The organism is Moraxella oculi (assembly GCF_023336735.1).
GTDB classification, from domain to species: domain Bacteria; phylum Pseudomonadota; class Gammaproteobacteria; order Pseudomonadales; family Moraxellaceae; genus Moraxella; species Moraxella oculi.
In genome coordinates this window covers 20,496-47,358 of the sequence record NZ_JAMBAQ010000002.1, presented here as the reverse complement: position 1 = coordinate 47,358, position 26,863 = coordinate 20,496, and the positions used below count along the sequence as shown (strand labels likewise).

Sequence of the window (26,863 nt, the reverse complement as noted above, 5' to 3'; positions counted from 1 at the left end):
GTGTTTGGTTTTATCATCAAGATAACATCAAATCAAAGATTTTACTGCCTCAATGACCTTGTCAGTTGTGATGCCAAAATGATTAAAGAGATCTTTGGCTGGAGCAGACTCACCAAAAGTCGTCATGCCAACGACTTTACCATCAAGACCTGTGAACTTATACCAATAATCCACGATACCAGCCTCCACCGCCACACGACTGCGTACATTGCTTGGTAGGACGCTTTGAATGTAGTCATCATCTTGCTTGGTGAAAATTTCAGCACATGGCATTGATACCACACGCACGCCAATGCCTTCATCACTGAGTGTGGCATAAGCTTCCATTGCCAGTTGCACCTCTGATCCTGTGGCAATGATGATGGCTTGCAGATCTCTTTTCTCTTTAGCAAGCACATAAGCACCCTTTTCAATCAATGTAAGCTGTTCATCACTACGAGCTTGGTGTGCTAAATTTTGACGAGACAGAATCAATGATGTCGGTGCATGGGCAGTTTGTAGAGCGACTTTCCAAGCAACCGCCGTCTCCACCGCATCACAAGGACGCCATGTGAAATGGTTTGGTGTTTGACGCAAGCTTGCGATCTGTTCAACAGGCTGATGAGTCGGACCATCTTCGCCCAAGCCGATAGAATCATGCGTATAGACATTGATGACTCGTTGCTTCATCAGCGACGACATACGCACCGCATTGCGAGCGTACTCCATGAACATTAAGAATGTTGCTGTATAAGGAATGAAACCGCCATGTAGTGCTAAACCATTGGCAATTGCTGTCATACCAAATTCGCGCACGCCATAATGGATATAGTTGCCATCTGCATGGGCTTGCACACTCTTAGCATCTTTCCACAGTGTCAAGTTTGAACCTGCCAAATCAGCCGAGCCACCAAGAATCTCTGGTAACAGTGGAGCAAATGCCGCAATGGTGTTTTGACTGGCTTTACGAGTGGCTACTGCCTCCGCCTTATCTTGACAAGCTTTAATAAATTCATCAGCCTTAGCATCAAAGTCAGCTGGCAACTCACCTGACAATCTGCGGATCAGCTCAGCCGCCTCGACCGGATATTGTGCTTGATAGGCCGAAAACTTATCATTCCAATCTCTTTCTAACTCACTACCTTTCGCCTTAGCGTCCCAAGCTGCATAAATGTCATCAGAAATCTCAAATGGCTCATCGCTTGCCCAGCCAAGCTCATGACGCGTCAAGGCAATCTCATCCACACCAAGCGGTGCTCCATGACTGTCTTCCTTGCCTTGTTTATTTGGACTGCCCAATCCAATGATGGTCTTACAAATGATGATGGTTGGGCGAGTGATTTGGGCACGAGCCTCAATGGTTGCTTGACGAATGGCATCAGCATCATGCCCGTCAACTTTTAAAACTTGCCAGTTGTAGCTTTCAAAGCGTTTGACCGTATCATCAGAGAACCAGCCTTCCACCTCACCATCAATCGAGATGCCATTATCATCATAATAAACAATCAGCTTGCCCAAACCTAGCGTACCCGCCAATGAACACGCCTCATGACTCACCCCCTCCATCAAGCACCCATCGCCCAAGAAGCAATAAGTATAATGATCGATGATGTCATGATTGGGTTTATTAAATTGACCTGCCAAAGTCTTTTCTGCCAAAGCAAAACCAACCGCATTAGCAATGCCTTGACCCAAAGGCCCTGTGGTGGTCTCAACGCCATCTGCATACCCATACTCTGGGTGACCCGCCGTCTTGGCATGCAACTGGCGAAAATTTTTAATATCCTCAATTGACAAGTCATAACCGCTTAGGTGTAATAAGGCATAGAGTAACATTGAGCCATGACCATTTGATAACACAAAACGATCACGATTTGCCCATTTGGCATTAGCAGGGTTATGTTTTAAAAACTCACGCCACACCACTTCAGCAATATCTGCCATGCCCATCGGCGCTCCTGGATGCCCAGAGTTGGCTTTTTGAACAGCATCCATGGCAAGGACACGAATGGCATTGGCATTGCGGCGTTGATTTAAAGGAGTTGGCATCACGGCTCTCTCAACAATGAAAAAATTTGAGTGGTGATTATAGCACAATTTTGGTCAATTTTTCATACAAAATCATCGCCCACTCACTCACTCCTAATAAGGTTGACGGCAAATTTTTGACATGAAATTAACAGAGGTCTTGGCGACAAAATCCTCATGGTCAATTCACTTGATTTGACTGCACACCACAGACAAACACCACAAAACATCTTGAAAATCTTAGTGAATTAAAGTACAATGGGGAGGTTTTTATTGTTGGAGTAATTACCATTAAAGCGTCAAACCGTTTACATATTAACGAAGAAATTCGTGCAAAAGAAGTTCGTTTGGTTAAAGAAGATGGCGAACAGCTTGGTGTTGTCAGCTTAAATAACGCCCTACAGGTCGCCGCTGATGCTGGTCTTGATTTGGTTGAGCTTGTTGCTGACGCAAAACCACCAGTTTGTAAAATCATGGACTACAAGCGTTATCTGTACGACCAAAAACAAAAAGCCAAAGAAGCCAAAAAGAACCAAAAGCAAACACAGGTCAAGGAAATCAAACTTCGCCCTGGCACGGAAGAAGCAGACTATCAAGTCAAATTGCGTAAAATCGTAGAGTTTTTGTCAAACAAAGATAAGGTCAAAGTCTCAATCCGTTTTCGTGGTCGTGAGATGGCTCACCAAGAGATCGGTAAAGCACAACTTGAACGCATCATTCAAGATACCGAAGAGATCGCCAGTGTTGAGCAAGCTCCAAAAGTTGAAGGTCGTCAAATGGGCATGTTACTAGGCCCAGCCAAGAAAAAATAATTTATCCAAAGTAGCTCATCTGTATGAGCTACTTTTTTATTTGATGAACGAGGATTATCATGAAAAATTATCTTTTGTTGGTGACTGGACGCCTGTCTTTGAACATTTATAAGTTGGTAAAAACGACAATGATAATGACAAAACATGGGCGATAAGACAAAGCATCTTTGAAGATACCTACAAAGCCAATCCCCCAACCAAAAAGGCCAGACGAGGCACCCACACTTCTATCCCAAAGCCCTATCGAAAAGACATGATGCCTGCGAAGTTTATCAAGGGCAGAGAAAGTGAAGATGTGATGTTAAAAGGCATTGTTCCTTTAAAGAATGCCACCTTATACGACCATCCCCTAAAAAGTCTAAACTATGATCCATACTGCCATGATTGCGACAACACTTCTTTTTATGCTACATTTGCACCCATGACACTCGCTCAGCACAACTCTTTAGTTAAGAAGGTTAAGTTTAGATATGTAGAAGATATCTGCGGCGATCCACGCCACATAGCACGATTTGAAAGAGTTGGCAAAACCACCATACTTATTGTTGACGATGGCTGTTAATCAAGCCCTAAAGCAATTTTTGGAAAATTAACGCATCAATTTTTTGGTGCGTTTTTTTGTCCTGGTAGTAGCTGGCTCTTGTGTCAATTTGATGAAAATCGAATTTTTTATATAACGCAATCGCTGCAAGATTATCCGCTCGTACCTCAAGCAAAATTCTCTCTGCTTGTTTTTCGATACAATGACTGGCAAGATGATTTAAAATTAAACTTCCAATGCCGTTTTTTTGACAATGCTTAGCTGTAGCAATGCGTAAGATCTCCGCGAATTCAAATACCGCTTGATAGATACAATAGCCTAGAACCTCTTGATCAGATTCGACCACAATCACTCCAGCACCAAATCCATATAACACCGAAGAAATCGCCAGCACATCCCAAGCATCATCGAATAATTCGGACTCTAGACGCGCCAGTTTCTCCAAATAATCTTTGGCAACCAAGCCACCTTCTATCAACGAAACATTCATAAAATTTCACCCAAAAATCATCAACAAATGTGATATGATAACCTAGATTGAACGATAGTTTATATAATTTTGAAGAGAATATAGAGAATACTTATGTCGAAGAAAAAAACACCAATGTGGAACGACCCCAACGCCATCGATGAAGCCAATAAATACCAAAACCCCATTCCGTCCCGCCTGCTTATCCTACAAACTGTCGCCCAAATGAACAATGACGGCAAGCCTGCCACGGCGGAGAGTTTGGGACTGCATTTTGAGATTTTGGGCGATGATGAGCGATTTTTTGCCCTAACCAACCGCCTAAAAGCCATGCTCAGAGACAACCAACTAGAACGCACAGACGGCATTCATTTTAGCATTGTTGCACCACCCAGCATCATCACAGGCAAAATATCCGCCAACCCAAAAGGCTTTGGATTTGTTGTGTTAGATGACATGCCAGACTTATTCGTCCATGAAAAACAGTTGCGGGTGGTTTTTGATGGTGATACGGTAGAAGTGGTAGCAAGCCAGTTTAAGGGCAAACCTGAAGCACGCATTCACAAAGTCATCTCTCGTAACAGTACCGAATTTATCGGCGTGGTCGATTGTGATGATGAAGGTTATTTCGTCCGACTTGCAGGGGCAAATACTCACCAACCAATCACAGTTACCGATGACAATGTGGCAGATATGGGTGCCAGCATAGGCGATAGCGTCAAAGTCGCCATCATTGACATGCCAACTTATCAAGAATACGCCACTGGTAAAATCACAGAGATTTTAACCAATCTTAATGACCGTGAACTCATTATTGAAACCACCCTTTTAAATCATGGCATCCCCCATGAATTCAGCCAAGCCGTCCTTAAACAGGTCAATAAGTACAGCGAACCGACCGAAGCAGACTTTAAAGGGCGTGTGGATTTACGCTCATTGCCGTTAATTACGATTGACGGAGAGGATTCTCGAGATTTCGATGATGCGGTATATGCTTGTAAACGCACAGGGGGAAATTATCGATTGGTGGTTGCGATCGCCGATGTCAGTCACTATGTCACGCCCCATAGCCCGCTTGACTTAGAAGCTTATGAGCGTGGCACAAGCGTGTATTTTCCACACCGTGTCATCCCCATGCTCCCAGAAGCGCTGTCCAACGACTTATGCTCGCTAAACCCCAAAGTGGATCGCCTCTGCATGGTGGCGGATATTAAGCTGTCTCGTGTGGGCAAGGTTACAGGCTATGAATTCTACCCTGCGGTCATGCACTCACAGGCTCGCCTGACTTATAACCAAGTCAACGCCTATTTTAATGACCCCACGAATGAAACTCTGCCCAATGATTTGGTCAAAAATACCAAGGTGATGAAGTCGTTAGACACGCTTTTTAGCCTTTATCAAATCCTAGATAAAAAGCGTGAAGAAAGAGGAGCGATGGCATTTGAAGCAGCGGAGAGCTACATTGTTTTTGCTGAAGATGGTGATATTAAAGACATTAAAAAACGCACTCGAGGTGATGCTCACAAACTCATTGAAGAGATGATGCTCCTTGCCAATACTTGTGCTGCCAATTTTTCTCTCAAACATGAATTGCCTGTCTTATATCGCAATCATGACAAGCCATCAGATGAAAAGTCAAGCAAACTGGCTGAATATGTCAAATCGTTTGGTTTATCCTTCCCAACCGAAAACCCGACCCATACTGACTATCAACGCATCATTAAGGCAACTGAAGGAAGAGCAGACACCCAAAGTATTCACTCAATGCTGCTGCGTTCAATGATGCAGGCAAATTACAGCCCTGATAATATCGGTCATTTTGGCTTGGCATATGACGAATACAGTCATTTCACAAGTCCAATCCGCCGTTATCCTGATTTGATGCTGCACCGCGCCATCAAAGATAAGATTACTGATCAAAAAAGTGTACAGCAAGTTTATAAGAATTTGGAAGAAGCAGGCGAGCAAACTTCCATCACAGAGCGTCGTGCCGAAGAGGCAAGCCGACATGTTGAGACTTGGCTTAAATGTCATTACATGCAAAGGCATCTAGGCGAAAAGTTCGCAGGGACAATCACCACCGTAACAAATTTTGGATTGTTCATCACACTCAATGATTTGTTCATTGATGGCTTGATTCATATATCTAACCTTGGCCAAGAATATTTTGAATACGATGAGCGAGAGCAAGCGTTGATGGGTGAGCGTGGCAGCGTCTTTAAACTGGGCGAACAGTTTTTGATTCAAGTCGCTGGCGTGAATATGGATTTATTACAGGTAGATTTTGCATTGGTAGAAAAATTGGACGAAACACCTAACAAGACTAAGGGTAAGAGGAGTAAATAACCGCAAGTAAATCAAGCATTTGTAACCAAGGTCAATTTTGATGCGTTATGGCTAACCGTCATATCCAATTTTTTGCTTCACAGTCTTTATTAAATCATATTCATCAATAAGTTATTTACAAGGTTTTATCTCAATCAAATCACGCCTTTACAATATTCAAACTTTTTAACCAATCGCTTAATTTATGATCACAGCACTCAAACTCACCTTCATCTTAAACCTTGCCCTACTTGGGGCAAGCCTGTCTGCCTGTGCCAAACCCAGTACTGATTACACCGCACAGCGACACACCGTTCATGAAAAGTCTTATGAATTGCAAGAACTTGATTTGTCAAAAGTCGGACTTGTCAAACAAATTGCCTTTGATGATATGGGCTGGCTCATGCTCATCAATGACAAAGGTGAGCTGTGGCAAATACCACACTCTGACAAACCCACCAAGCTCGCCACCAGCGTGTCATCAAGCGTTACTCCGGTGGCAAGTTTTGGCAAAGTGGCTTTTGCTGATAAAGATGGTTATTTTACCCTAATCCAACATGGGCAAGTTTATCGTTCAGCCATTCGCCCATCCCCCCATTCTGCCATGCTCATGCTCCCATTTGCCACTATTGTGGTACAAACCAACGATGATGGCTCGTCAAGCTTGGTTCGTCTTGAAGTTTTAGATGGTGGCGTAAAGGCAGTTGCTCGTTTTGATTCCATTTTGCCAGATGCTCGCCCCATACAGGTCGATTTTTCAGGTGATGATAACGGACATATCGCCGTACTTTCCCACCCTGACAACACGACTTATCAGCATGGGGTGCTGGGCGATGACATGGAAGCAAGTCAGGTACAATTTTTAGAGCGACACAGTTTAAAACCACTTGCTAAGCCTTTATCCATTGAGGGGTTAGTATTTGAAGCGAACACCTTGGAGGTTTTACCCCATGATAAAGGAAATCACTTAGTAACAACCATGTCAGGTGGCGGTCATGGGGCAAGCACAATCATCATTGATAATGTAGAGGATGAGCTAAAAATCATTGCCCAAAGCACGCCTTTGCCAAACAATCGCTGGCAATCACCTTTCGTGTTTGAGAACAAACTTTATGCCATACAAATGCCGCACTTGGTGGGACGACTGGTGGAGTACATACAAGCTGGTAATAAACTGCATGAAAAAGCATTGGCCGAGAGTCATTCCAATCATGCCATTGGTAGTTTCGACACTAATTTGGTCGCAGGTCGCCACGGCTTTGCCACAATTCCCAATAAGAACCATCAACAGGTAAGCGTACTGACCACTGAAAGTGAAATTACGCCTTTGCCCAACAAGTTACCAGCACCGATAATTAAAGCCCTATCCAATGGCAAAAAAATCCATTTACTGCTTAGCAATGGTATGATTTGGACATTAGGTCATCAACATGACCTTTAAACCGATAAAAAAGAGCGAATCATCTCGCTCTTTTTTTGTGGTAACTACCGATCCAGATACGCCTGTGCTTCTGCCAGATCCAGCGTCCCTTCATAGATGGCACGACCTGTAATCGCCCCCAAAAGATATTCACTGTATGGTTTTAATCGTTCGATGTCCGTCATGTTCGTTACTCCACCTGATGCAATGACAGGCAATTTGCAAGCACGAGCCAGGTTAACCGTCTCATCGATGTTCACACCCGCCATCATGCCATCTTTGGCGATGTCGGTATAAACAATGGACGACACACCCGCATCAGCAAAACGCTTGGCAAGGTCGGTGGCACGAGTGTCAGTAACATTCGCCCAGCCGTGCGTTGCCACAAAGCCGTTACTTGCATCAATGCCCACAATGATGGCATCTGGAAATTCCTTACACGCCTCATCGACAAAACCAGGCTCCTCCAAAGCCTTAGTGCCGATGATGATATGACTTAGCCCGGCCTCTAAATAATGTTCAATCGTTGATAAACTGCGAACACCACCGCCCAACTGAATGGGCAGATCGGGATGTGCCTTGGCAATCTTTGTTACCACTTCTTTGTGCACAGGCACGCCATCAAAAGCCCCATTCAAATCCACTAAGTGCAAGCGTCTGGCACCTTGACTGACCCATTGGGTCGCCATTGCCACAGGATCATCACCAAACACGGTGTCATCTTCCATTCTTCCTTGCTTTAGACGCACACATTTACCGTCTTTAAGATCGATGGCTGGAATGATTAACATGGACATAACTCTCCTTAACATTGATAAAAGCACATTCAAATGATCAAATTGATGCTGATTGTAGCAAAATAATCATAAAATTTGGCAACATTTTTTAGCTTTTATTAAAAATCCACAACCGATCAAAAAAACCCATTTATTATCATCAACTTAATCCCTTTATTCAGAATTTTTTTGCTAAATACTCTGTAAATTTTTGACAAAATGGCGTATAATTGAAAGTTTAATTGTATGTGTTATGGTGTTTTGGCAATGTTTTTGTAACAAAAAACACCTCATGATTTCCACCTAACACTCTCCTTTGGACAAAAATAACTTGCCAGCAGGTTCCTGCCTTGCCAGTAAGTTTTGGATGTTTTTGGGAAATTTGGTAGCCAGCCGCTTGCGGTAGCCACGATTTGTTTAGGCTTGCTCGTGCTGGCGTGTTTTGGTCTTAATTTAAGTATCCGCTTATGATTACCATCAAAAAAGGCTTGGATTTGCCAATTACTGGTGAACCTACCAAACAGATTAGCGAACACACGCCAACTCAGGTCGCCGTCATCGGTTATGACTATATCGGCATGCGTCCGACCATGAGTGTCAAGGAAGGTGACTTTGTCGCCAAAGGGCAAGTGTTGTTTGAGGATAAAAAGCGTGCGGGTGTTAAATACACTGCCCCTGTCAGCGGTCAAATCGTCGCCATCAATCGTGGTGAACGCCGTGTTTTTGAAAGCATCATCATCGCTGCCGATCATCGGTCTGACAATGAAGTAACTTTTGATGCTTACTCACCTAAGGATTTGGCAGAAATCGATCGTGATGTCGTAAAACAACAACTGGTTGCCTCTGGGGAATGGACAGCATTTCGCACCCGTCCATTCAGTCGCACTCCAGAGATTGACAGCACCCCTTCCGCCATTTTTGTGACAGCAACCGACACCAATCCACTGAGTGCTGACGCATCTGACATCATCAACAGCCACATTGACGCATTCAATGATGGTTTGGCAATCATCTCAACACTGTCGCCAAAAACCTATGTCTGCCATGGGGAGACAGCACCTACTAAAGCAACCAATTTGGCATCAGGCAACAGCACTGAATATCACGGCTTTAAGGGCAAGCACCCAGCAGGCAACGCAGGCACTCACATTCACTTCCTACACCCATTGGCTCGTGGCACAACAGTTTGGACAATTGGCTATCAAGATGTCATCGCCATTGGCAAGTTGTTCACTACAGGCAGAATTTATGCTGAACGCATCATCAGCCTGGCAGGGCCTTCCGTTGCCAATCCACGACTGATACGCACAATTCGTGGTGCTGATTTATATGAATTGACAACAGGCGAACTTAAAGGTAATGACAATCGCATCATTTCTGGGTCGGTGTTGTCAGGTCGTAAAGCAGATGAAAAAATTGCTTATTTGGGTCGCTTTCACAACCAAGTTTCAGTGCTTGCCGAAGGTCGTGAACGCCCTGCCATGCACTTTTTTTCATTGGGTGCAAATCGCTTTTCGTTTTTACCGATTTACATCTCACAATTTTTCCGCAAAAAATACAACTTCACCACCTCAACCAATGGCTCGCCTCGTGCAATGGTGCCAATTGGCTCATTTGAAAAAATCATGCCACAAGACTACCTACCAACACAGCTACTGCGTTCACTCATTGTGGGCGATATCGTTGAGGCGGTTGAGTTAGGCGCACTTGAACTGGATGAGGAAGATTTGGCACTTTGCACTTTCATCTCACCTGGCAAATATGAATTTGGTGATATTTTGCGTGACAACTTGACCCGTATTGAGCAGGAAGGCTAACGATGAAATTTATTCATAATATCTTTGACCGTATGGAGCCGTCCTTTACCAAGGGCGGAAAATACGAGAAATACTATGCAATCTTTGAGATGTTTGACACTTTTTTCCGTCAGCCAAGCTCTCAAACTTATAGTGCATCTCATGTTCGTGATGGAATTGACTTAAAACGCATCATGATCACTGTGTGGTTGTGTACTTTCCCTGCAATGTTTTGGGGCATGTATAATGTCGGTTTTCAAGCACTGACTTTTATTGCACAATCAGGCATCACGCCAGAAGGTTGGCGTACCGTCATCACCAATGCGGCAGGTTATGATCCCACCAGTATTTGGGCATGCTTGGTTTATGGTGCGATGCAATTTTTACCGATTTATGCAGTCACTTTTGCTGTGGGCATTTTATGGGAGATCATCTTTGCGGTGGTGCGTGGACATGAAGTGAATGAAGGCTTCTTTGTTACCTCCGTGCTATTTGCTCTTTCACTGCCACCAGATACGCCGCTTTGGCAAGTCGCTTTAGGCATCAGCTTTGGCGTTGTCGTAGCCAAAGAAGTGTTTGGCGGTACTGGTAAAAACTTCCTAAATCCTGCATTGGCTGGTCGTGCTTTCTTATACTTCGCCTATCCTGCCTCTATGTCAGGAGATGCAGTATGGACAGCAGTTGACGGTTTCTCTGGTGCTACCCCATTAGGTCAAGCTGCCTCAGGCGTTGCTCCTGAACAGTTTGTCAATGCTTATGGTCAAGCCATTACTTGGACAGATGCGTTCTTGGGTAATATGCAAGGGTCCATCGGTGAAGTCTCTGCTTTGGCCATCTTAATCGGTGGTGCGGTATTGGTTTACACCAAGATTGCCAGCTGGCGTGTGATTGCAGGTGCCGTGATTGGTCTGGTAGCAACCGCATTCATCTTTAACATGATTGACAGCAACAATCCAATGATGAGTCTGGCACCACATTGGCATCTGGTCATCGGCGGCTTCCTATTTGGGGCGGTATTCATGGCGACAGACCCAGTATCAGCAGCCCATACCAATACAGGTCGCTGGTGCTATGGTTTGTTAATTGGCTTTATGACAGTGACTGTTCGCGTAATAAATCCTGCTTTCCCAGAAGGCATCATGTTGGCCATCTTATTTGCCAACTTGTTCGCCCCCACATTTGACTATTTTGTCAAACAGGCCAACATCAAACGCCAAAATGCACGGAGATTAGCCCATGTCAGCCAAAAATAGTAACGCAACGACTTTAGCCACCGCACTCATTTTGTGCTTGGTTTGCTCAGTCATGGTATCAGCGGTCGCAGTTGGTTTAAAATCACAACAGCAAGCCAACCGAAAGCTTGATTTGAATAAAAACATTCTTATTGCGGCGGATAAGTTCAATCCACAGACCGATTCAGACAGTGATGTGGCGAAAAGATTTGCCGACTTTGAAGTGCGCTTGATCAACCTACAAACAGGTAAATTTGCCACCCAAGCAGAAATTGATGCGGCCAACATCAATGACTTGGATAGCTATGATGTTGCCAAAGCGGCACGCACACCAAACATGTCAACCCGTTTGGATCACGACATTGCTAAGATTGGTGGTCGTCCAAATTTTGCTAAAATTTATCTTTCCAAAGATGCCAATGGTAACTTAGACCAAGTCGTTTTACCAATTCATGGTGCTGGTCTATGGGGACCAATCTTTGGTCTTTTAACATTGGATAAAGACTTAAATACCATCAAAGGTGTGAATTTCTATCAACACAAAGAAACACCAGGGCTAGGCTCTCGTATTGAAGAACCTCAATGGCAGGCTCGATGGACAGGCAAAAAAATCTACAATGAAGACGGGTCCACTAAAATAGCAGTTACCAAGGCAGGTACTGCCCGAGAAGGTGAAGTTGATGGCATCAGTGGTGCCACCCTAACCATTCGTGGCGTGAATAATCTGCTACAATTTTGGATGGGCGATAATGGCTACAAGCCATTCCTTGAAAATCTAAAAGCTGGCAAGGCTGGCAATGGTGAAGGAGTGTAATCATGGCTGATACCAAAAAAATATTAAGTACGCCAATTTTTAATAACAACCCCATTGCTTTACAGATTTTAGGCATTTGTTCGGCATTGGCGGTAACAACAAGTGTTGCCAACGCCCTAGTGATGTCAATCGCCCTAACTTTGGTAACAGCATTTTCAAGCTTTTTCATCTCCATCATTCGTAACAAAATCCCATCATCAATTCGCATCATTGTACAGATGGTAATCATTGCCAGCCTTGTAATTGTGGTGGATCAGATTTTGCAAGCTTTTGCCTACGAAATCAGTCGCTCGCTATCAGTGTTCGTTGGTCTGATTATCACCAACTGTATTGTCATGGGCCGAGCCGAAGCATTTGCCATGAGTAATCCTCCCGTACCCAGCTTCTTAGATGGTATTGGTAACGGCTTGGGATATTCAGCAGTATTGATTTTTGTGTCAAGCATACGCGAAATCATCGGTAATGGCAGCTGGTTTGGTATCCAATTACTTGAAAAAGCTACCGATGGTGGCTGGTATGTACCAAATGGTCTGTTATTGTTACCGCCATCGTCGTTTTTCGTGATTGCGTTGTTCATCGCCATCATCCGCCTATGGAAAAAGGATCAACAAGAGCCTGCTGAATTTGTCATCAAGCCAAATTCGAAAGGAGGAATGCATTAATGGAACACTATATCAGTTTACTCATCACATCGATATTCATCGAAAATATGGCACTTGCCTTTTTCTTGGGAATGTGTACTTTCATCGCCGTATCTAAAAAAGTCTCTACCGCCATTGGCTTAGGAGTGGCTGTGGTGGCGGTCATGGCAATCACTGTACCTTTAAACAATCTGCTTTATCAATATCTCTTAAAAGATGGGGCATTAACATGGGCAGGTTTCCCAAATACTGATTTGAGCTTTTTGGGATTGTTATCCTACATCGCCCTCATCGCAGCAGTGGTACAGATTTTGGAGATGTTTTTAGATAAGTTCGTGCCTTCTTTATACAACGCATTAGGCGTATTCTTACCACTCATCACCGTTAACTGTGCCATCATGGGCGGTGTCTTGTTCATGGTCGAACGCGATTATAATTTTGGCGAATCCATCGTGTATGGTATCGGCTCTGGGATTGGCTGGGCATTGGCAATCACTGCACTTGCAGGCATTCGTGAGAAACTAAAATACTCCGATGTTCCTGCACCCTTGCGTGGTCTTGGCATTACCTTTGTTACCGTTGGTCTGATGTCGCTTGGCTTCATGTCATTCGGCGGTATGTCAATTTAACCAATAGGAGAACAGAATGGAATTTGGTACCGCATTTAGCGGCGTGGCAATGTTTACCGCCATCATCATGAGCTTGGTGGCAGTCATCCTGATAGCTCGCTCTCGTCTTGTGAGCTCGGGCAAAGTCACCATCAATATTAACGAAAACCCTGACAATAATGTCGTTACTGCTGCAGGTGGCAAACTACTACAAACTTTGGCAAATGAAGGCATATTCCTATCATCAGCATGTGGTGGGGGTGGTACCTGTGGTCAATGCCGCTGTAAAGTACTTGAAGGTGGTGGTTCTATCCTACCCACCGAAGAAGGTCATTTTACCCAAGGTGAAATCCGTGAAGGCATGCGTTTGGCGTGTCAAGTTGCTGTTAAACAAGACATGAAGATTGAGGTCGATCCAGAATTCTTTGATGTCAAAAAATGGGAATGCGAGGTCATCTCTAACGACAATGTGGCAACTTTCATTAAAGAACTCACCCTCAAAATCCCAGAGGGCGAAGTCGTGCCTTTCCGTGCTGGTGGCTATGTACAATTAGAAGCTCCGCCACATACTGTGCATTATAAAGATTTTGATATTGATAAAGAATATCATGAGGATTGGGATAATTTTAATTTATGGCGTTACACTTCTACTGTAGATGAGCCTGTGATTCGTGCCTATTCTATGGCAAACTACCCAGAAGAAAAAGGCATCATTAAGTTTAACATTCGTATCGCCAGTCCACCACCTCGTGGTCCTGACAATATCCCACCAGGAAAAATGTCGTCTTATGTATTTAGCCTAAAACCAGGTGATAAGATTACCGTTTCTGGTCCTTATGGCGAATTTTTTGCTAAAGATACCAAGGCTGAAATGGTATTCATTGGCGGTGGTGCTGGTATGGCACCCATGCGCTCCCACATCTTTGATCAGTTGAAGCGTCTGAAATCAGACCGTAAAATCAGCTTTTGGTATGGAGCACGCTCAAAAAGAGAAATGTTCTATGTCGAAGACTATGACAGTCTGGCAGCAGAATTCCCTAATTTCTCTTGGAATGTTGCCCTATCAGACCCACAACCAGAAGATAACTGGGAAGGCTATACAGGATTCATTCACAATGTGCTTTATGAAAACTACCTAAAAGACCATCCTGCACCAGAAGATTGTGAATTCTACATGTGTGGACCTCCGGTCATGAATGCCGCTGTCATCAAGATGCTCAAAGATTTGGGTGTGGAAGATGAAAATATCTTGCTTGATGATTTTGGTGGCTAACACAAAATCCACCCAAAATATGAACCTCCCAAATCCCAAATAACAGATTAAAGGCCAGGTTCATCAAACTAAGTGGTTTTATTAAGGACTAAGTTTCTTGTACTGTTCTTTGAACTTGACAAGACTTAGTCCTTTTTAATTTGTCCTTTTGGCTTACTCTGCATTTCATCATAATCACAGGGCAATCAAACACAGTCAATCACTCATTTCAGATCCAGTCATGTCCATTGTTTATTATTAATTGGCTTCTCCCACTTGAAAATCATATTAAAATAGCACATGATCAACCACCCCATCTGCTTCACCTTTATTTTTTAACACCATCTGCATTGTGTGCAGATGGCATTTGATTGACAAGCTTTGTCATCTTATGATTGAAGTTAAAGCATTCTGTATGGTTTTCCATGAAAAACACCCCAAGGGTTGGGGTTAACCTTTGGGGTGCGGTTCATTGATAGGTGTTTTTTAAGCATCAGACAAATCAGTGATGATGACCACCTGCACCATGAGCATGGCCATGTGCGATTTCATCGGCGGTTGCTTCACGAACTTCGACAATTTCCACATCAAAGGTTAGGGCCTGACCTGCCAGTGGGTGGTTGCCATCAACCACAACTTCCTCATCATTCACATCTTTGACAGTAACCAGCATGACATGACCATCATCGGTCTGAGATTGAAACTGCATGCCAACTTCAATATTATCCACACCCTGAAAATTAGTGCGTGGTACAGACTGAACAGCTTCTGCAAGATACTCCCCATAAGCATCTGCTGGTGCAATGTTTGCGATGAATTTATCGCCAGCAACCTTACCTTCCATTTGAGCTTCAAGACCTGGAATGATGTTATGATGACCATGTAGATAAGCCAATGGCTCTCCACGAGATTGATCCAATGTCTCGCCTTGGTCATTGGTTAATGTATAATTAAACTGAACCACAGTGTCTTTTGCGATGGCTGTCATAAAATTTTTCCTATAAAAAGTGAATTTTGCTACCGTAAAACGATGAGCTTAGAATCCATTATAACAGACTTTACTCTTACTTGCGTGAAAATTACAAAAAACCTATTATTCCATTGGATTGTTGTGTTTTATGATAAGGTACTTTTCACAAAGCTTTATAAATGCTATGCTAATCTTTTTTTTGATATTTAAGGAAGTCTAAACATGCTGAATTACTTGGTTGATTTTCGCCGTCATCACACACATTTGGTTGATGTTACAATTAATTTTATTGCCAATAAAGACGCACCGACATTATGGCTACCAACTTGGATTGCTGGCAGCTATCTGATTCGTGAATTCAGCAAAAACATCACTCTCGTACAATACCTAAAAAATAATGAACCGCTCGATGCGATAAAATTATCAAAAAACACCTACGAACTCACTCAAATCAAAGCTGGAGAGTCAGTCAGTGTGCATTATGAAGTGTACTGTCATGACCTGTCAATACGCACCGCTTTTGTGGACAATACTCGACTGTTTGGCAACTTTAGCTCACTGCTTTTGATGGTAGAAAGCCAAGAACAGGCAGAAGCTAACATCACACTTAGCGTACCTCAAGCCTTTTTTCAAAACAATCCAAACACTCTTTTTGCTTGTGGTCTAAAACACACCATGACCCAAACGCAACTATCAACACAGTATCATCTAGAAACAATTGCCGCTTTTGAAAGCTATGATTATCCTTTTGAGATTTCAACACAAGTCATGTTTGACTTTGAGGTAATCGATCGCCATGGTCAGGTTTTGCCCCATCGATTTTTCATCACAGGTAAGCACCAAGCCGATCTTAAACGCCTAAAAACAGATGTCCAAAAAATCTGTCAAGCCTATTTAGACGAGCTTGGCGAAGCACCATTTGATGACTATACTTTCATGACAATGGTAACAGGCAATGATTATGGCGGTCTTGAACACATCAATTCTACTGCCCTCATCAGTCCACGCAATGATCTGCCAACCATCTTGGAGCCATCTGCCCCAAGTGATGATTATCAGCGTTATTTAAGCCTATGTAGCCATGAATATTTCCACGCCTGGTGGGTCAAAACCGTGCGTCCTGATGTGATGATGGATTCGACCTTACAAACCGAAGCACCAACTCCTTTATTATGGGTATTTGAAGGCTTTACAAGCTATGTTGATGAATTCATGCTGTTGCGTGCAGGATTGATTGACAAAAGCACCTATCTAAAAGCATTGGCCACACAAATCAATCGCTACTATAAGATGGAAGGTCGAGACTTACAGAGCGTTGCCGAATCAAGCTTTGACGCATGGATTAAGTTATATCGTGCTGATGAGAATTACACCAATCAAGGGGCAAGCTACTACAATAAGGGGGCCTTAATCGCTTTGTTACTTGACCTTAAAATAATACAATATTCTGATGGAAAGCATCGATTGTTTGACATCATCAAGGTATTTTGTCAAAAGGCGTTTGACAGTCAAAATAAAAGATTTGGCATGACGCATGAAAACTTGGCGGAAGTGGTCAGTCAATTCCTTCAAGCATCAGTTTGGCAAGAATTTTTTGACAATCATGTGATTGGTCGCACACCTCTACCGATTGAGCAGATGCTCAGTGAATTTTCTGTTAAGATTGACACCAAAGAAAATCGAGCAACATGGGGCATGACTGCCGAAGAAATGGCAAGCGGTCTGAAAATCAAGCATCTATCACGAATGGGCAGTGCAAGCCAGGCAGGATTGTCTGTCAATGACATCATCATTGCGATTGATGGCATAAAAGCCACCCAAAAAGTACTACAAATCGCTTCAAATCAGCAAGCACAACACAAAAACAGCATCATCATTCATGCGTTTCGCCGTGATGAATTGATGGTTTTTGAAGTGGCTCAAGGATCACTTTGTCATCGACAAATCTCTTTAAGTGGCGGTGCTGATCGTTGGCTTAGTTAGCATGATGTACTTAATGAGCGAGATGGTTTTTTAGAGACAATATCCGTCGCTTTCTGACGCATCACACCATTTTTAGCAGGACGCTTAGCAAGAGATTTTTTGCTAGGCGTTGTTAAAATCCCCAACTTTAGTAGGTCATACTCCTGTAAATGCAGCACTTGATGTTCACCCACAGCAAGCTGCCCACCCAAATCACCCAAAGTCCACCAACCAACTTGATATCTGATCAACCTTAAGCATGGCAAACCAACATGGGCAACCATACGCCTTATTTGACGATTTTTACCTTCAAAAATGGTCATGGCAAGCCATGCTGTCGGAATGTTTCTGCGTTCACGAATCGGCGGATGTCTCTCCCAAAGCTTGATGGGCAGATCTGTTAATGGCTGAACATGACAAGGCAGCGTCTTACCATCTTTTAAGACAATGCCACGCTCTAATGCTTGAATTTGTGATTCGTTAGGCACATTTTCAACTTGCACCAAATAGGTTTTGCCAGTTTTTTTAGAAAGGTGGTCAGCTGGCGGAGTAGTGATGGCGTGATTCACCGCCCCACTGTCTGTCAATATGAGCAGCCCTTCGCTGTCCTTGTCCAACCTTCCTGCCACACGCAGACTTTTATCATGAAAAAAATCCCCCAAAGTCTGCATGCCGTCATGGTCTTTACGGAATTGGCTATGCACGCCATAAGGCTTATTAAACAAAACTATTTTCGCCATTTTTACCATCAAATTCAGTGTTAATAAAAAAATCAGATGACAGTTTACCATCATCTGATTTTTAAAGCCAAACTTAAACACATTCGTTAGGCGTGAATCACATCATTTATTTTCAGTGGTCTGTGGCTGGGCAGTCTCTGACTGTGCGGATTCAACTTCAGTCGCCTTGCTCGTTGGTGCATTACCAATGGCTGCCAATTGCTCACCTTCTCGAGATATCGTAAACTCGATACGACGATTTTGAAAACGCCCTTGCTCGGTAGCATTTGAAGCGATTGGGTGGTCATAACTGGCACCTTCAGTGCTCAGACGATCCGCAGGCACACCCGACTCCACCAGATAATCACGAACAGCGGCAGCACGCTTTTCTGATAACTCTTTGTTATACTCATGCGATGCTTGGTTGTCGGTATGACCGATGATTTTTAAAGTTGTTTTTGGCAAGGCAATCAGCTTTTTGGCAGCCAAGTCAAGAATTTCTTTATTTTCATTAGGAATCTCTGCCGAGTCGACAGCAAAGTTGATGATTTGTAAGTTCAACGCACGAATTAAGTCATCAGCAGTTGGCTGATCATTTAGACTATTGATGGCTTCTTTGGCTGAATTGATGCTACCTTCCACAGCAGCAGCGATGTCTAGTGCTGGCTCTGCTTCTACGGTGAAATCAGCTGGCAGTATGGCTTTGGCACCATCAATCAATTTGTGGATATCAGCCTCGTTAGCGGCATTAAAATACACCACCTTATCTGCAATGCTCACGCTAGAACTTGGCACGCCTTTCATCAAGCCCAAAATTGCAGGCAGGTACTCCACTGCTGGCATGGTCTGAGCATAGCCTGATGTGGTCTGCATGGAACACTTGTCCGTACCAAAGACACCAGCAATCGCAGTGCGGATAGAGCCAAGTACGCCTTCAGAACCTGCCTCAGCACGGCATGAGTACAAAGCTTCACCAGTCTCATCAACAGCAATGGTCAAAGTTGCAGGCGTTGCTTCAGCGGCAACAGTAGCTGGTGCGTCAGTCACTGGCTCATTTGGTGCAGCAACTGGTGCTGGCTTATCTTGACAGCTACGAAGCATTAACCATGCCAAGCCAGCCAAAATGATGAGACCGATGATTGGCAACAGGCTCTTTAAGAAACTACCTTCTTTTTTCTCTTTATGCAAGACGCCAGTATCGGTCGGCGTGGCAGTAACATGGGTCGCCATTGGGTCAGCAGCGGCTGATACAGGGTTTGCAATGGTTGAGGCACCAAATAGACCTACTGGCAATAGTGCATAAGCCCATGATGGCACAAGTGCACTAAACGATGACAAACTGTTCTTTAAAAAAACTGGCAAAGAGGTATCGCCAGCAAGCTCTTTAAGCTTGGTCAATGCCAGCGGTGCTGCAGCAGCAGTCAGAGCACTGGCAGTTGTGCTAGACAGATTGAATTCCTTGGCGAGCTGATCATTAAGCTGTGCGGTTTGATTGAGAGTATTTGCATCATTAAATGCCGCATCAAGAATGTTACGACCATTGTCCAGATCTGTCGATTGCAGTGCAGAAACACGCTCGAAGCTGTTGATGTCAGTCAAACGAGATGCAAAAATCGCATAAAACGCTGAAAGTAATTTTGATTTGACGGTGGCATCGCCATCATGAGTTGTTGTAGCAGCAAGCACATGAGGGGTTACTGATTCAGATAAAATATTAACCAAATTCATGGAAAACTCCTATTTGTTGAAATTAAAATAAATTCTGCACAATATCCGCATTGAAGCATTTAATGTGTTTGGAACTTGTCGCTATTTTGACTGATTTTTCTAAAATATAAAAGGCTTTACTACAATAATTAACAAAATAATTACCAATCACCCCATAAAACCAACTCTTTTCAAGACATTCGTGTAATTTTCAAGTATTCCATGAAGATTTTTAGCGACTCTTTTTATTTCTTTATTACCAATCAAGTGTTTTTTTAATCGCTGTCATACGATTGTCATTTGCCAAATGCGGTTTACCTGTTATACTTAAATTCATATCTTTAAAAATGGCTGATTGTACTGATTCGATTAAGTCAGAACACATTCATCATTGTAATGATACAGATAGATGCACCTGTCTTGCACATACATTAATACATCATAAAAAACCTATGCTAACCATGAATCACACCACAGTCCTTATCATCATTACCGTCATCATAAGCTTGTTGGCATGGCAAGATCGTTCACTGATGGGAAGATTAATTTTCGATCCTATCTCCATCACTAAATTCAAACAATACCACCGTTTCATCACACACGGCTTTATCCATGCTGATGGCATGCACTTGCTTTTTAATATGATGACGCTCTATTTTTTTGGGCGAGTGATTGAAAACTTCTATATCAGTAAGTTTGGCTTAATGGGCTTCGTTGGCTTTTATGTTCTTGCCATCATCTTTGCCATCATTCCAACATACTTACAAAACAAGCATCATGCACGCCATCTTAGCCTTGGTGCTTCTGGTGCAGTGTCGGCGGTGTTGTTTGCTTTTATTTTATTTGCACCGTGGCAGACACTGTATTTCTTCGGTATCCTACCAATCCCTGCCATCCTCTTTGCTTTATTGTATGTCACTTATAGCATTTATGCCGAACGCCGAGGAGTAGGCAACACCAATCACTCAGCACATCTGTTTGGTGCGGCTTTTGGTGTTGTGGTAACACTTGCCATTGAACCTTCTTTAATTTTGCATTTCGCCAATGCCTTACTTCATCCAAGATTTTGATACCCAGCCATTTTAAAGACCTGACTTATTTTTGACCAACTTTTAACCATCATCATGATTTATGACATTATTGGCGACATTCACGGACAGGCGGACAAGCTTAAAGGACTATTGATTCAACTTGGCTATCGTCATGATGGCACAAGCTTTATCGCCCCAAAAAATCACCAAGCAATTTTTATCGGTGATTTTATTGACAGAGGTCATCAGCAGTTATCTGCCTTAGCCATCATTTTTGACATGCTGGATAACCATCAAGCACTTGCCGTGATGGGCAATCATGAGTACAATGCCATCGGCCACACTTTGTTGTGTGATGATGGCAAGCATCTTAGACCGCATACCCAAAAAAATCTTTTCACTCACAGAGCCTTTCTTGATGAAGTTGGTGATGGTACAGCACTGCATCAATACTGGATTGAGCGTTTTTGTGAACTGCCGCTTTGGCTTGAATTGCATGACTGCATCTGTGTCCACGCCTGCTACGATAAAAACAGCATGGACACCCTAAAACCCATCTTAACCAACCAAAGACTTACCAAAGACGCCATACGCCTTCTGACCGAAAAAGACCCTAAAGTACAACATGCCATCGAATGCCTACTCAAAGGCATTGAATACCCCCTGCCCCATGGGCATGCCATGAGGGATAAAACAGGCATCATACGCAATAAAGCACGAGTCAAATGGTGGATGAAAAATTGGCAAAACCTACCCATCAACCAGACATTACTTGCCGATGGATTACCATCAAAACTCCCAACAGACCTCACCAAAGAACTGCTAACGCATCACATTGATACCAAAAAGCCCATATTCATTGGTCATTACTGGCTAGATGGCACGCCAACACCACTGTCAAGGCAAGTCGTCTGCGTTGATTATTCAGTAGGTAAAGATGGTCATTTGACCGCCTATCAATTTGATACTGACAATCCACAGCTAAACCAAAAAAATTTTGCACAGTATTTAAGCTCGTGATACTCAATCCATAAAAATACTAAAATTCTTAACCAAAATTTGCTATAATACTAAGTTTTAATAGGATAAAATCATGTCAAGCACTTTACCACCCCCAATTCCATCACCAGAAGGCCCAGCCAAAGTCGGCATCATCATGGGCAGTCAATCCGACTGGGAAACCATGCAGCACGCTGCACAAGTTCTGGCTGATTTTGGCATACCTTTTGAATGTGAAGTTGTGTCGGCACATCGCACACCCGACCGATTGTTTGACTACGCAAAGTCCGCCAAATCACGCGGCCTGTCTGTCATTATTGCAGGGGCGGGTGGTGCTGCTCATTTGCCAGGCATGTGTGCCAGCCAAACTGATTTGCCAGTGCTTGGTGTGCCTGTCAAATCCTCCATGCTTAGTGGTTGGGATAGCCTATTATCCATCGTACAAATGCCAAAGGGTGTCGCCGTAGGTACGCTCGCTATTGGTGTGGCAGGTGCATACAATGCTGGGCTACTATCAGCACAGATGCTCGCCATCTGTGATGACGAACTGGCAGAAAAAATCGCCGCATTTCGCATGAAGCAAACCCAAAACATCTTAAAAAATCCAACGCCTGGCATCATTGACTAAATCACCTTCTAAAAGAGTGAGATTTATTGCAATTTCGTCATTTGCCAACAATCACAACCCTTAACTTTCAATCACTTAAAAGAACTTTCTTATGACCACACTTGCTCCTGTTCGTACTATTGGTATTTTTGGTGGTGGGCAATTAGGCTTAATGCTTGGCAATGCCGCCCGCCCCCTTGGCATTATGACCGTCTTTTTAGAAGACTCACCAAACTGTCCTGCCAGCTTGATAGGTCAAGTATTTACAAGCACTCAATCCGATCGTTTTGAGAGCATGTGCGACACATTCACACTAGAATTTGAAAACACACCGCTTGAACATGCCAATCATATTGAGAAAAACCACAAACTATTTCCATCTTCGCACGCATTACTCATCGCCCAAGACCGATTGAACGAAAAAAATCTATTCAATGAGCTTGGTATCACCACCGTGCCATTTTTGTCAGTTAATGACTTGGACGGACTTAGACACGCCTGCCAACAGCTCGGCTTACCACTCGTCTTAAAGACTTCTCGTGGTGGCTATGATGGCAAAGGTCAATTCGTCATTAGGATGATTGATGACATCATTACTGCATGGGATGAACTTGGTGAAGCAACGAAAATCGCCCCATTGATTGCCGAAGGTTTTATTGATTTTAGTCGAGAAGTTTCAATCATCGCCGTGCGATCGCAAACAGGTGAAATTCGCTACTATCCTTTGGTTGAAAATACACACAGCAATGGCATACTGGTCAAGACAGTCGCTCCTGCACCAAACAGCGACCACCTAACTTGGCAAGCCCAACAAAACATCAAAAAGCTCTTAGAGCATTTAGATTATGTTGGCGTGATGACCTTAGAATTATTCGTCACTGACGCAGGTTTGATCGCTAATGAAATCGCACCCAGAGTGCATAATTCTGGACACTGGACAATTGAAGGGGCGGTGTGTAGTCAATTTGAGAATCATATTCGAGCAGTGGCGGGATTACCACTAGGTAGCACCAACATCACACAGCCATCTGTCATGATCAACATCATTGGTCAATTTCCAGACCCCAGCCAACTCCTTGCCATTTCTGGCGTGCATTTTCATCATTACCACAAAGAAGAAAGAGCAGGAAGAAAGATTGGGCATATCACCATCATGACAGGTGATGAATTGCTCAATGATACCGTTAATCAAGCGATTGAGTGCCTGCCAAACAGATTGGGTTTATAAACCTCTAATCACATTTTTACCACAAAAGTTCAGCAAACTTTTGTGGCTTTTTTACCCCATCTTCAATCAGACACATCAAGCACCAAAAAAAATGGGTGATTAGTCATCATATTTAAGACAGCAGCCCATTTTTTCAAAAAGGTTCCACCATAAAGACACGCATTGAAACAAGATAACCTTAACAAAAAATAATTTCAATAAAATACATATGACATACTTGACAATAACAAACATTGCTATTATTCTACTAAGACTAAATTTTTGTATCATTTTTTTACATATGATAAAATTTAGTTATATATGTTATAAACATGACATCAATAGCCAGCTAAGTCCTAGTAAGCCATTTGTTTGTTTTTAGTACAATACGATGAATGGATTGGCTGGGTCGAATCCAATGTTAAGGAGAACCCGTTTTTCATGAATAAGCTAACCCCTACCAAACGCCTACCTAAAAGGCAGTCATGCCAGGCACTGTCGTTATCAATACTAACAATGATGTTGGCGACGACCGCATCGGCAGCAACCTTTGAGATACCTGCAGTTAAAAACGGCCTGAATTTAAGCATACATGGCAGTGCCAATCCAAGATTAACCACAGAATATGATAAGTTTAATTATACTTATGGCGATCCAAAAATCTTTGGTAACAATGGCACCCTCGCTGATGTACTGATGAATCAAGATCGTAAAGACAGCGATGAACAACTCAGACTTGATGGTGTTAACTGGACAATGCTGGGAGTCAGTGCCAAGCAAAGAATCACGCCAAAAATGACTGCCAACGCCTCTGTTGTCATAGAAGCTGGTGAAGGTTATGTCAATAACTGGGGTGCTTACTGGGGTGCATGGCTTGACTTTGGCACCTACGGTGAAAAAGGTCGCATTACCATCGGTGGTCAGAACAATGGTCTGGGTGTTAGCCAAACTGACATTGGCATCGTAAATACCCTAACCGATGGCGGCACAAACATCAACGGTCGATACATGGGCATACCTCGCCTTACGCTATCTGCTTATCATATGTTTAGCCAGTCTGCCGACATCAATGACAATACGAAGACAGGCTGGCATGACAGCAATGGTATCGCTGCCAAATACGATTTTGAATTCGCTCCACGCAAAACCCTAAGCTTGGCAGGCGGTTATAGCCAAAGCAAAGGTCATGATCAAATTGCATATTTTAACACCTCTGAAAAAGCCAATGCGTATTTGGTTGGCGTAAGTTTTCAACATAACGATTTGACGGTCGGCTTAGACTATGGTAAAAGAAATGAAACTTACAATGGTGCCGTAACACATGGTGTTGATAAAGATACCTATGGCATCAAAGTCAATTATGAGTTCACACCACGTCTACAAGGAAGCATCAGCTATGGACGCAGTCAGACAGATAACAAATCACCTGCTCCAGTGCAAAGATTGGTATCGTCAAAAAGATTAGAGCCTCAGGGCAATCAAGAAGCATTGTTCTTCCATGAAGTTAAGAAAGATCGTTACAGTGCGGAACTATCCTATCAGCTGTATCAAGGCATTTCATTAACAGGCTCCATCACTAATCTAAAAACTAAGAACTATACCGATGAAGGCGAATTCAGTAATCGTAATCATTTGACCTTCAGTACTGGTGCATCATTCTCATTCTAACTTTTTAAATAAGGATTTTTTATGAACACTCCAACTTTTAAGCTAACCAAAATCGCCCTATTGATTGGTACTGCCATCGTAGCTACCAATGCCCATGCTGTTTACAATCTATACAAAAAAGACGGTTTGACTTTAGATATTGGCGGTCAAGTTGATATTCAACTCACTAAGCAAGACCGACAATTCACCCTTGAAAGCCCAATGAACAAAATAGTCAAAAATCCGGAATTACAACCAGCAGGTACCAAATTATCAACCACAGATAAAAAGCCTCGCCTAAGCCAAAATCACGGCGTATCTTATATTGACTTCCGTGGCTCACAAGAACTGCCAAACGACTGGCGTGCAACAGGAAATATCGGTCTTGGCTATATCAGAGGCAGTAATTTTTATTTGTCCAATTCAAGCTTGTCATTGGATAAAAAAAATGTGGGTGCTGTCAGCCTAGGTCGTCAATATCTACACACCAACTATGTCAATCGCACAGGCACAGACACCCCATTGGATATTTTTAGCACCAGTGCCTTACGCTTTGATTACTATGGCATCAAGGGCTTACAAGCCAGTGCTTATTACAGTCTTGCAGGCTATAATGATGTTACCAAAGAAAACAACGGTGCTGTAAAATCAGGCTATGGGGCATCAGCAAGCTATCGCTTCCCAGTGGCAGAAGGTCAAACGCTAAGAGTGGCGGCAGGATACACACACAGTGATTACAATCCTGAAACTGGCATTGATGGAGATACCTGGAAAGCCAATCAAAACACCCTAAACCGCTATCCTAGTAAGACAGACGGTTTGGCAGCATCATTGGAGTATCAAGCAGGCAAATTCTTGGTAGCTACTGATATTGGTCGCAAACAAGAAACCATGTCTGAAAGCAAGTTTACCCCACTGGATAAGCGAGATACTGATTATTTGGGTGTGAAAGTCGCCTATGACATCAACCCAATCTTTCAAGTCAGTGCAGGCTACGGCACTAAAAAGGCAGAGACTAAGCTGAAAAAAGGTGCGACACCACTAAGCAATGATGCCAATGCCTTAAATACAATCGGTCAGCAGACAGGCGGACTACAAATACTTTCCTATGTCGATGCCGAAGAGAAATATCTGTATGATAAAGCCAATACCAAAGAAGCTTATGTGCAGCTAGACTACATGGCTCGCCCAAATGTTCGCATCTATGGTCGCTACGACACCGAATTAACAAAATTTAAATTAGGCTCAACCAACACCAGCAAAATCAGCGATGATAATATCCGTGCTGGCGTTGTGTTTAATTTCTAAACCAATACGGCCA

23 protein-coding genes are annotated in these 26,863 nt (G+C 43.2%); 17 read left to right on the top strand and 6 right to left on the bottom strand.

What is annotated here, in order from left to right:
* Nucleotides 1-27: 27 nt before the first annotated feature.
* Complete coding sequence (tkt, locus tag M2R47_RS01405) at nt 28-2,028, bottom strand: transketolase (protein ID WP_249097876.1); 2,001 nt, start codon at nt 2,026-2,028, stop codon at nt 28-30.
* Between the two features lie 293 nt (nt 2,029-2,321).
* Here tkt and infC point away from each other — a divergent pair, with 293 nt between their 5' ends.
* Entirely contained in the window at nt 2,322-2,819 is a 498-nt protein-coding gene (gene infC / locus M2R47_RS01400; protein ID WP_249098237.1) for a translation initiation factor IF-3, read from the top strand.
* A gap of 253 nt (nt 2,820-3,072) precedes the next feature.
* Complete coding sequence (locus tag M2R47_RS01395; RefSeq protein WP_249097874.1) at nt 3,073-3,381, top strand: hypothetical protein; 309 nt, start codon at nt 3,073-3,075, stop codon at nt 3,379-3,381.
* Between the two features lie 7 nt (nt 3,382-3,388).
* Here the strand turns inward: M2R47_RS01395 and rimI are convergent, their stop codons facing one another.
* Nucleotides 3,389-3,850 carry a ribosomal protein S18-alanine N-acetyltransferase gene (gene rimI, locus M2R47_RS01390; RefSeq protein WP_249097872.1) on the bottom strand — a complete coding sequence of 154 codons (462 nt, stop codon included), beginning with the start codon at nt 3,848-3,850 and terminating at the stop codon, nt 3,389-3,391.
* 93 nt (nt 3,851-3,943) lie between these two features.
* On the opposite strand from rimI, the gene rnr reads away from it, so the two are divergent.
* Both rnr and M2R47_RS01380 read left to right on the top strand, forming a co-directional pair.
* Complete coding sequence (rnr, locus tag M2R47_RS01385; protein ID WP_283162884.1) at nt 3,944-6,175, top strand: ribonuclease R; 2,232 nt, start codon at nt 3,944-3,946, stop codon at nt 6,173-6,175.
* 184 nt (nt 6,176-6,359) lie between these two features.
* A complete protein-coding gene (locus M2R47_RS01380) occupies nt 6,360-7,595 on the top strand; it encodes a hypothetical protein (protein ID WP_249097869.1) in 1,236 nt (411 codons plus the stop codon).
* Between the two features lie 44 nt (nt 7,596-7,639).
* On the opposite strand, the gene hisA is transcribed toward M2R47_RS01380, so the two are convergent.
* Nucleotides 7,640-8,365, bottom strand: coding sequence for a 1-(5-phosphoribosyl)-5-[(5-phosphoribosylamino)methylideneamino]imidazole-4-carboxamide isomerase (gene hisA / locus M2R47_RS01375; RefSeq protein ID WP_249098231.1), 726 nt, complete (start codon nt 8,363-8,365; stop codon nt 7,640-7,642).
* 452 nt (nt 8,366-8,817) lie between these two features.
* Between hisA and M2R47_RS01370 the strand changes: the two genes are divergently transcribed.
* Genes M2R47_RS01370 through nqrF form a run of 6 tightly spaced genes read left to right on the top strand, consistent with a single transcriptional unit; the run spans nt 8,818 to nt 14,714 of the window.
* Complete coding sequence (locus M2R47_RS01370) at nt 8,818-10,167, top strand: Na(+)-translocating NADH-quinone reductase subunit A (protein WP_249097867.1); 1,350 nt, start codon at nt 8,818-8,820, stop codon at nt 10,165-10,167.
* A 2-nt stretch (nt 10,168-10,169) separates the two neighbouring features.
* Nucleotides 10,170-11,399, top strand: a complete 1,230-nt coding sequence (locus tag M2R47_RS01365) for an NADH:ubiquinone reductase (Na(+)-transporting) subunit B (protein ID WP_249097864.1) — start codon at nt 10,170-10,172, stop codon at nt 11,397-11,399.
* Nucleotides 11,383-12,192 (top strand): Na(+)-translocating NADH-quinone reductase subunit C, encoded by an 810-nt coding sequence (locus M2R47_RS01360; RefSeq protein ID WP_249097862.1) that lies wholly within the window; start codon nt 11,383-11,385, stop codon nt 12,190-12,192. The genes M2R47_RS01365 and M2R47_RS01360 overlap by 17 nt, the downstream gene beginning before the upstream one ends.
* A 2-nt stretch (nt 12,193-12,194) precedes the next feature.
* Complete coding sequence (locus M2R47_RS01355) at nt 12,195-12,854, top strand: NADH:ubiquinone reductase (Na(+)-transporting) subunit D (RefSeq protein ID WP_249097860.1); 660 nt, start codon at nt 12,195-12,197, stop codon at nt 12,852-12,854.
* Nucleotides 12,854-13,462: an NADH:ubiquinone reductase (Na(+)-transporting) subunit E gene (gene nqrE, locus M2R47_RS01350; RefSeq protein ID WP_249097859.1), complete on the top strand. Its 609-nt coding sequence runs from the start codon at nt 12,854-12,856 to the stop codon at nt 13,460-13,462. Before M2R47_RS01355 ends, nqrE begins: the two co-directional genes overlap by 1 nt.
* A 16-nt stretch (nt 13,463-13,478) precedes the next feature.
* Nucleotides 13,479-14,714 carry an NADH:ubiquinone reductase (Na(+)-transporting) subunit F gene (gene nqrF / locus M2R47_RS01345; RefSeq protein WP_249097857.1) on the top strand — a complete coding sequence of 412 codons (1,236 nt, stop codon included), beginning with the start codon at nt 13,479-13,481 and terminating at the stop codon, nt 14,712-14,714.
* Nucleotides 14,715-15,195: 481 nt separating this feature from the next.
* Here nqrF and M2R47_RS01340 read toward each other — a convergent pair whose 3' ends face one another.
* Complete coding sequence (locus M2R47_RS01340; protein ID WP_249097854.1) at nt 15,196-15,681, bottom strand: FKBP-type peptidyl-prolyl cis-trans isomerase; 486 nt, start codon at nt 15,679-15,681, stop codon at nt 15,196-15,198.
* A 204-nt stretch (nt 15,682-15,885) separates the two neighbouring features.
* Between M2R47_RS01340 and M2R47_RS01335 the strand changes: the two genes are divergently transcribed.
* The gene (locus tag M2R47_RS01335; RefSeq protein ID WP_249097852.1) at nt 15,886-17,646 is read left to right on the top strand and encodes a M61 family metallopeptidase; all 1,761 of its coding nucleotides are present in this window, start codon (nt 15,886-15,888) and stop codon (nt 17,644-17,646) included.
* Here the strand turns inward: M2R47_RS01335 and M2R47_RS01330 are convergent.
* Together M2R47_RS01330 and M2R47_RS01325 are read right to left on the bottom strand one after the other, a co-directional pair.
* Complete coding sequence (locus M2R47_RS01330; RefSeq protein ID WP_249097850.1) at nt 17,643-18,365, bottom strand: pseudouridine synthase; 723 nt, start codon at nt 18,363-18,365, stop codon at nt 17,643-17,645. The two genes, M2R47_RS01335 and M2R47_RS01330, sit on opposite strands and share 4 nt — an antisense overlap.
* A gap of 102 nt (nt 18,366-18,467) precedes the next feature.
* Nucleotides 18,468-20,072, bottom strand: a complete 1,605-nt coding sequence (locus M2R47_RS01325) for an OmpA family protein (RefSeq protein WP_249097849.1) — start codon at nt 20,070-20,072, stop codon at nt 18,468-18,470.
* Nucleotides 20,073-20,512: 440 nt separating this feature from the next.
* Between M2R47_RS01325 and M2R47_RS01320 the strand changes: the two genes are divergently transcribed.
* The 6 genes from M2R47_RS01320 (at nt 20,513) to M2R47_RS01295 (ending at nt 26,850) form a co-directional block, all read left to right on the top strand.
* On the top strand, nt 20,513-21,121 hold the full coding sequence (locus M2R47_RS01320; protein ID WP_249097846.1) for a rhomboid family intramembrane serine protease: 609 nt from the start codon (nt 20,513-20,515) through the stop codon (nt 21,119-21,121).
* A gap of 54 nt (nt 21,122-21,175) precedes the next feature.
* Nucleotides 21,176-22,102 carry a metallophosphoesterase gene (locus tag M2R47_RS01315; protein WP_249097844.1) on the top strand — a complete coding sequence of 309 codons (927 nt, stop codon included), beginning with the start codon at nt 21,176-21,178 and terminating at the stop codon, nt 22,100-22,102.
* Between the two features lie 73 nt (nt 22,103-22,175).
* Nucleotides 22,176-22,709, top strand: coding sequence for a 5-(carboxyamino)imidazole ribonucleotide mutase (gene purE / locus M2R47_RS01310; RefSeq protein ID WP_249097840.1), 534 nt, complete (start codon nt 22,176-22,178; stop codon nt 22,707-22,709).
* Nucleotides 22,710-22,800: 91 nt separating this feature from the next.
* Nucleotides 22,801-23,916: a 5-(carboxyamino)imidazole ribonucleotide synthase gene (locus M2R47_RS01305; RefSeq protein WP_249097839.1), complete on the top strand. Its 1,116-nt coding sequence runs from the start codon at nt 22,801-22,803 to the stop codon at nt 23,914-23,916.
* A 420-nt stretch (nt 23,917-24,336) separates the two neighbouring features.
* A complete protein-coding gene (locus tag M2R47_RS01300; protein ID WP_249097837.1) occupies nt 24,337-25,563 on the top strand; it encodes a porin family protein in 1,227 nt (408 codons plus the stop codon).
* Nucleotides 25,564-25,584: 21 nt separating this feature from the next.
* Entirely contained in the window at nt 25,585-26,850 is a 1,266-nt protein-coding gene (locus M2R47_RS01295) for a porin (protein ID WP_249097835.1), read from the top strand.
* Nucleotides 26,851-26,863 lie beyond the last annotated feature (13 nt).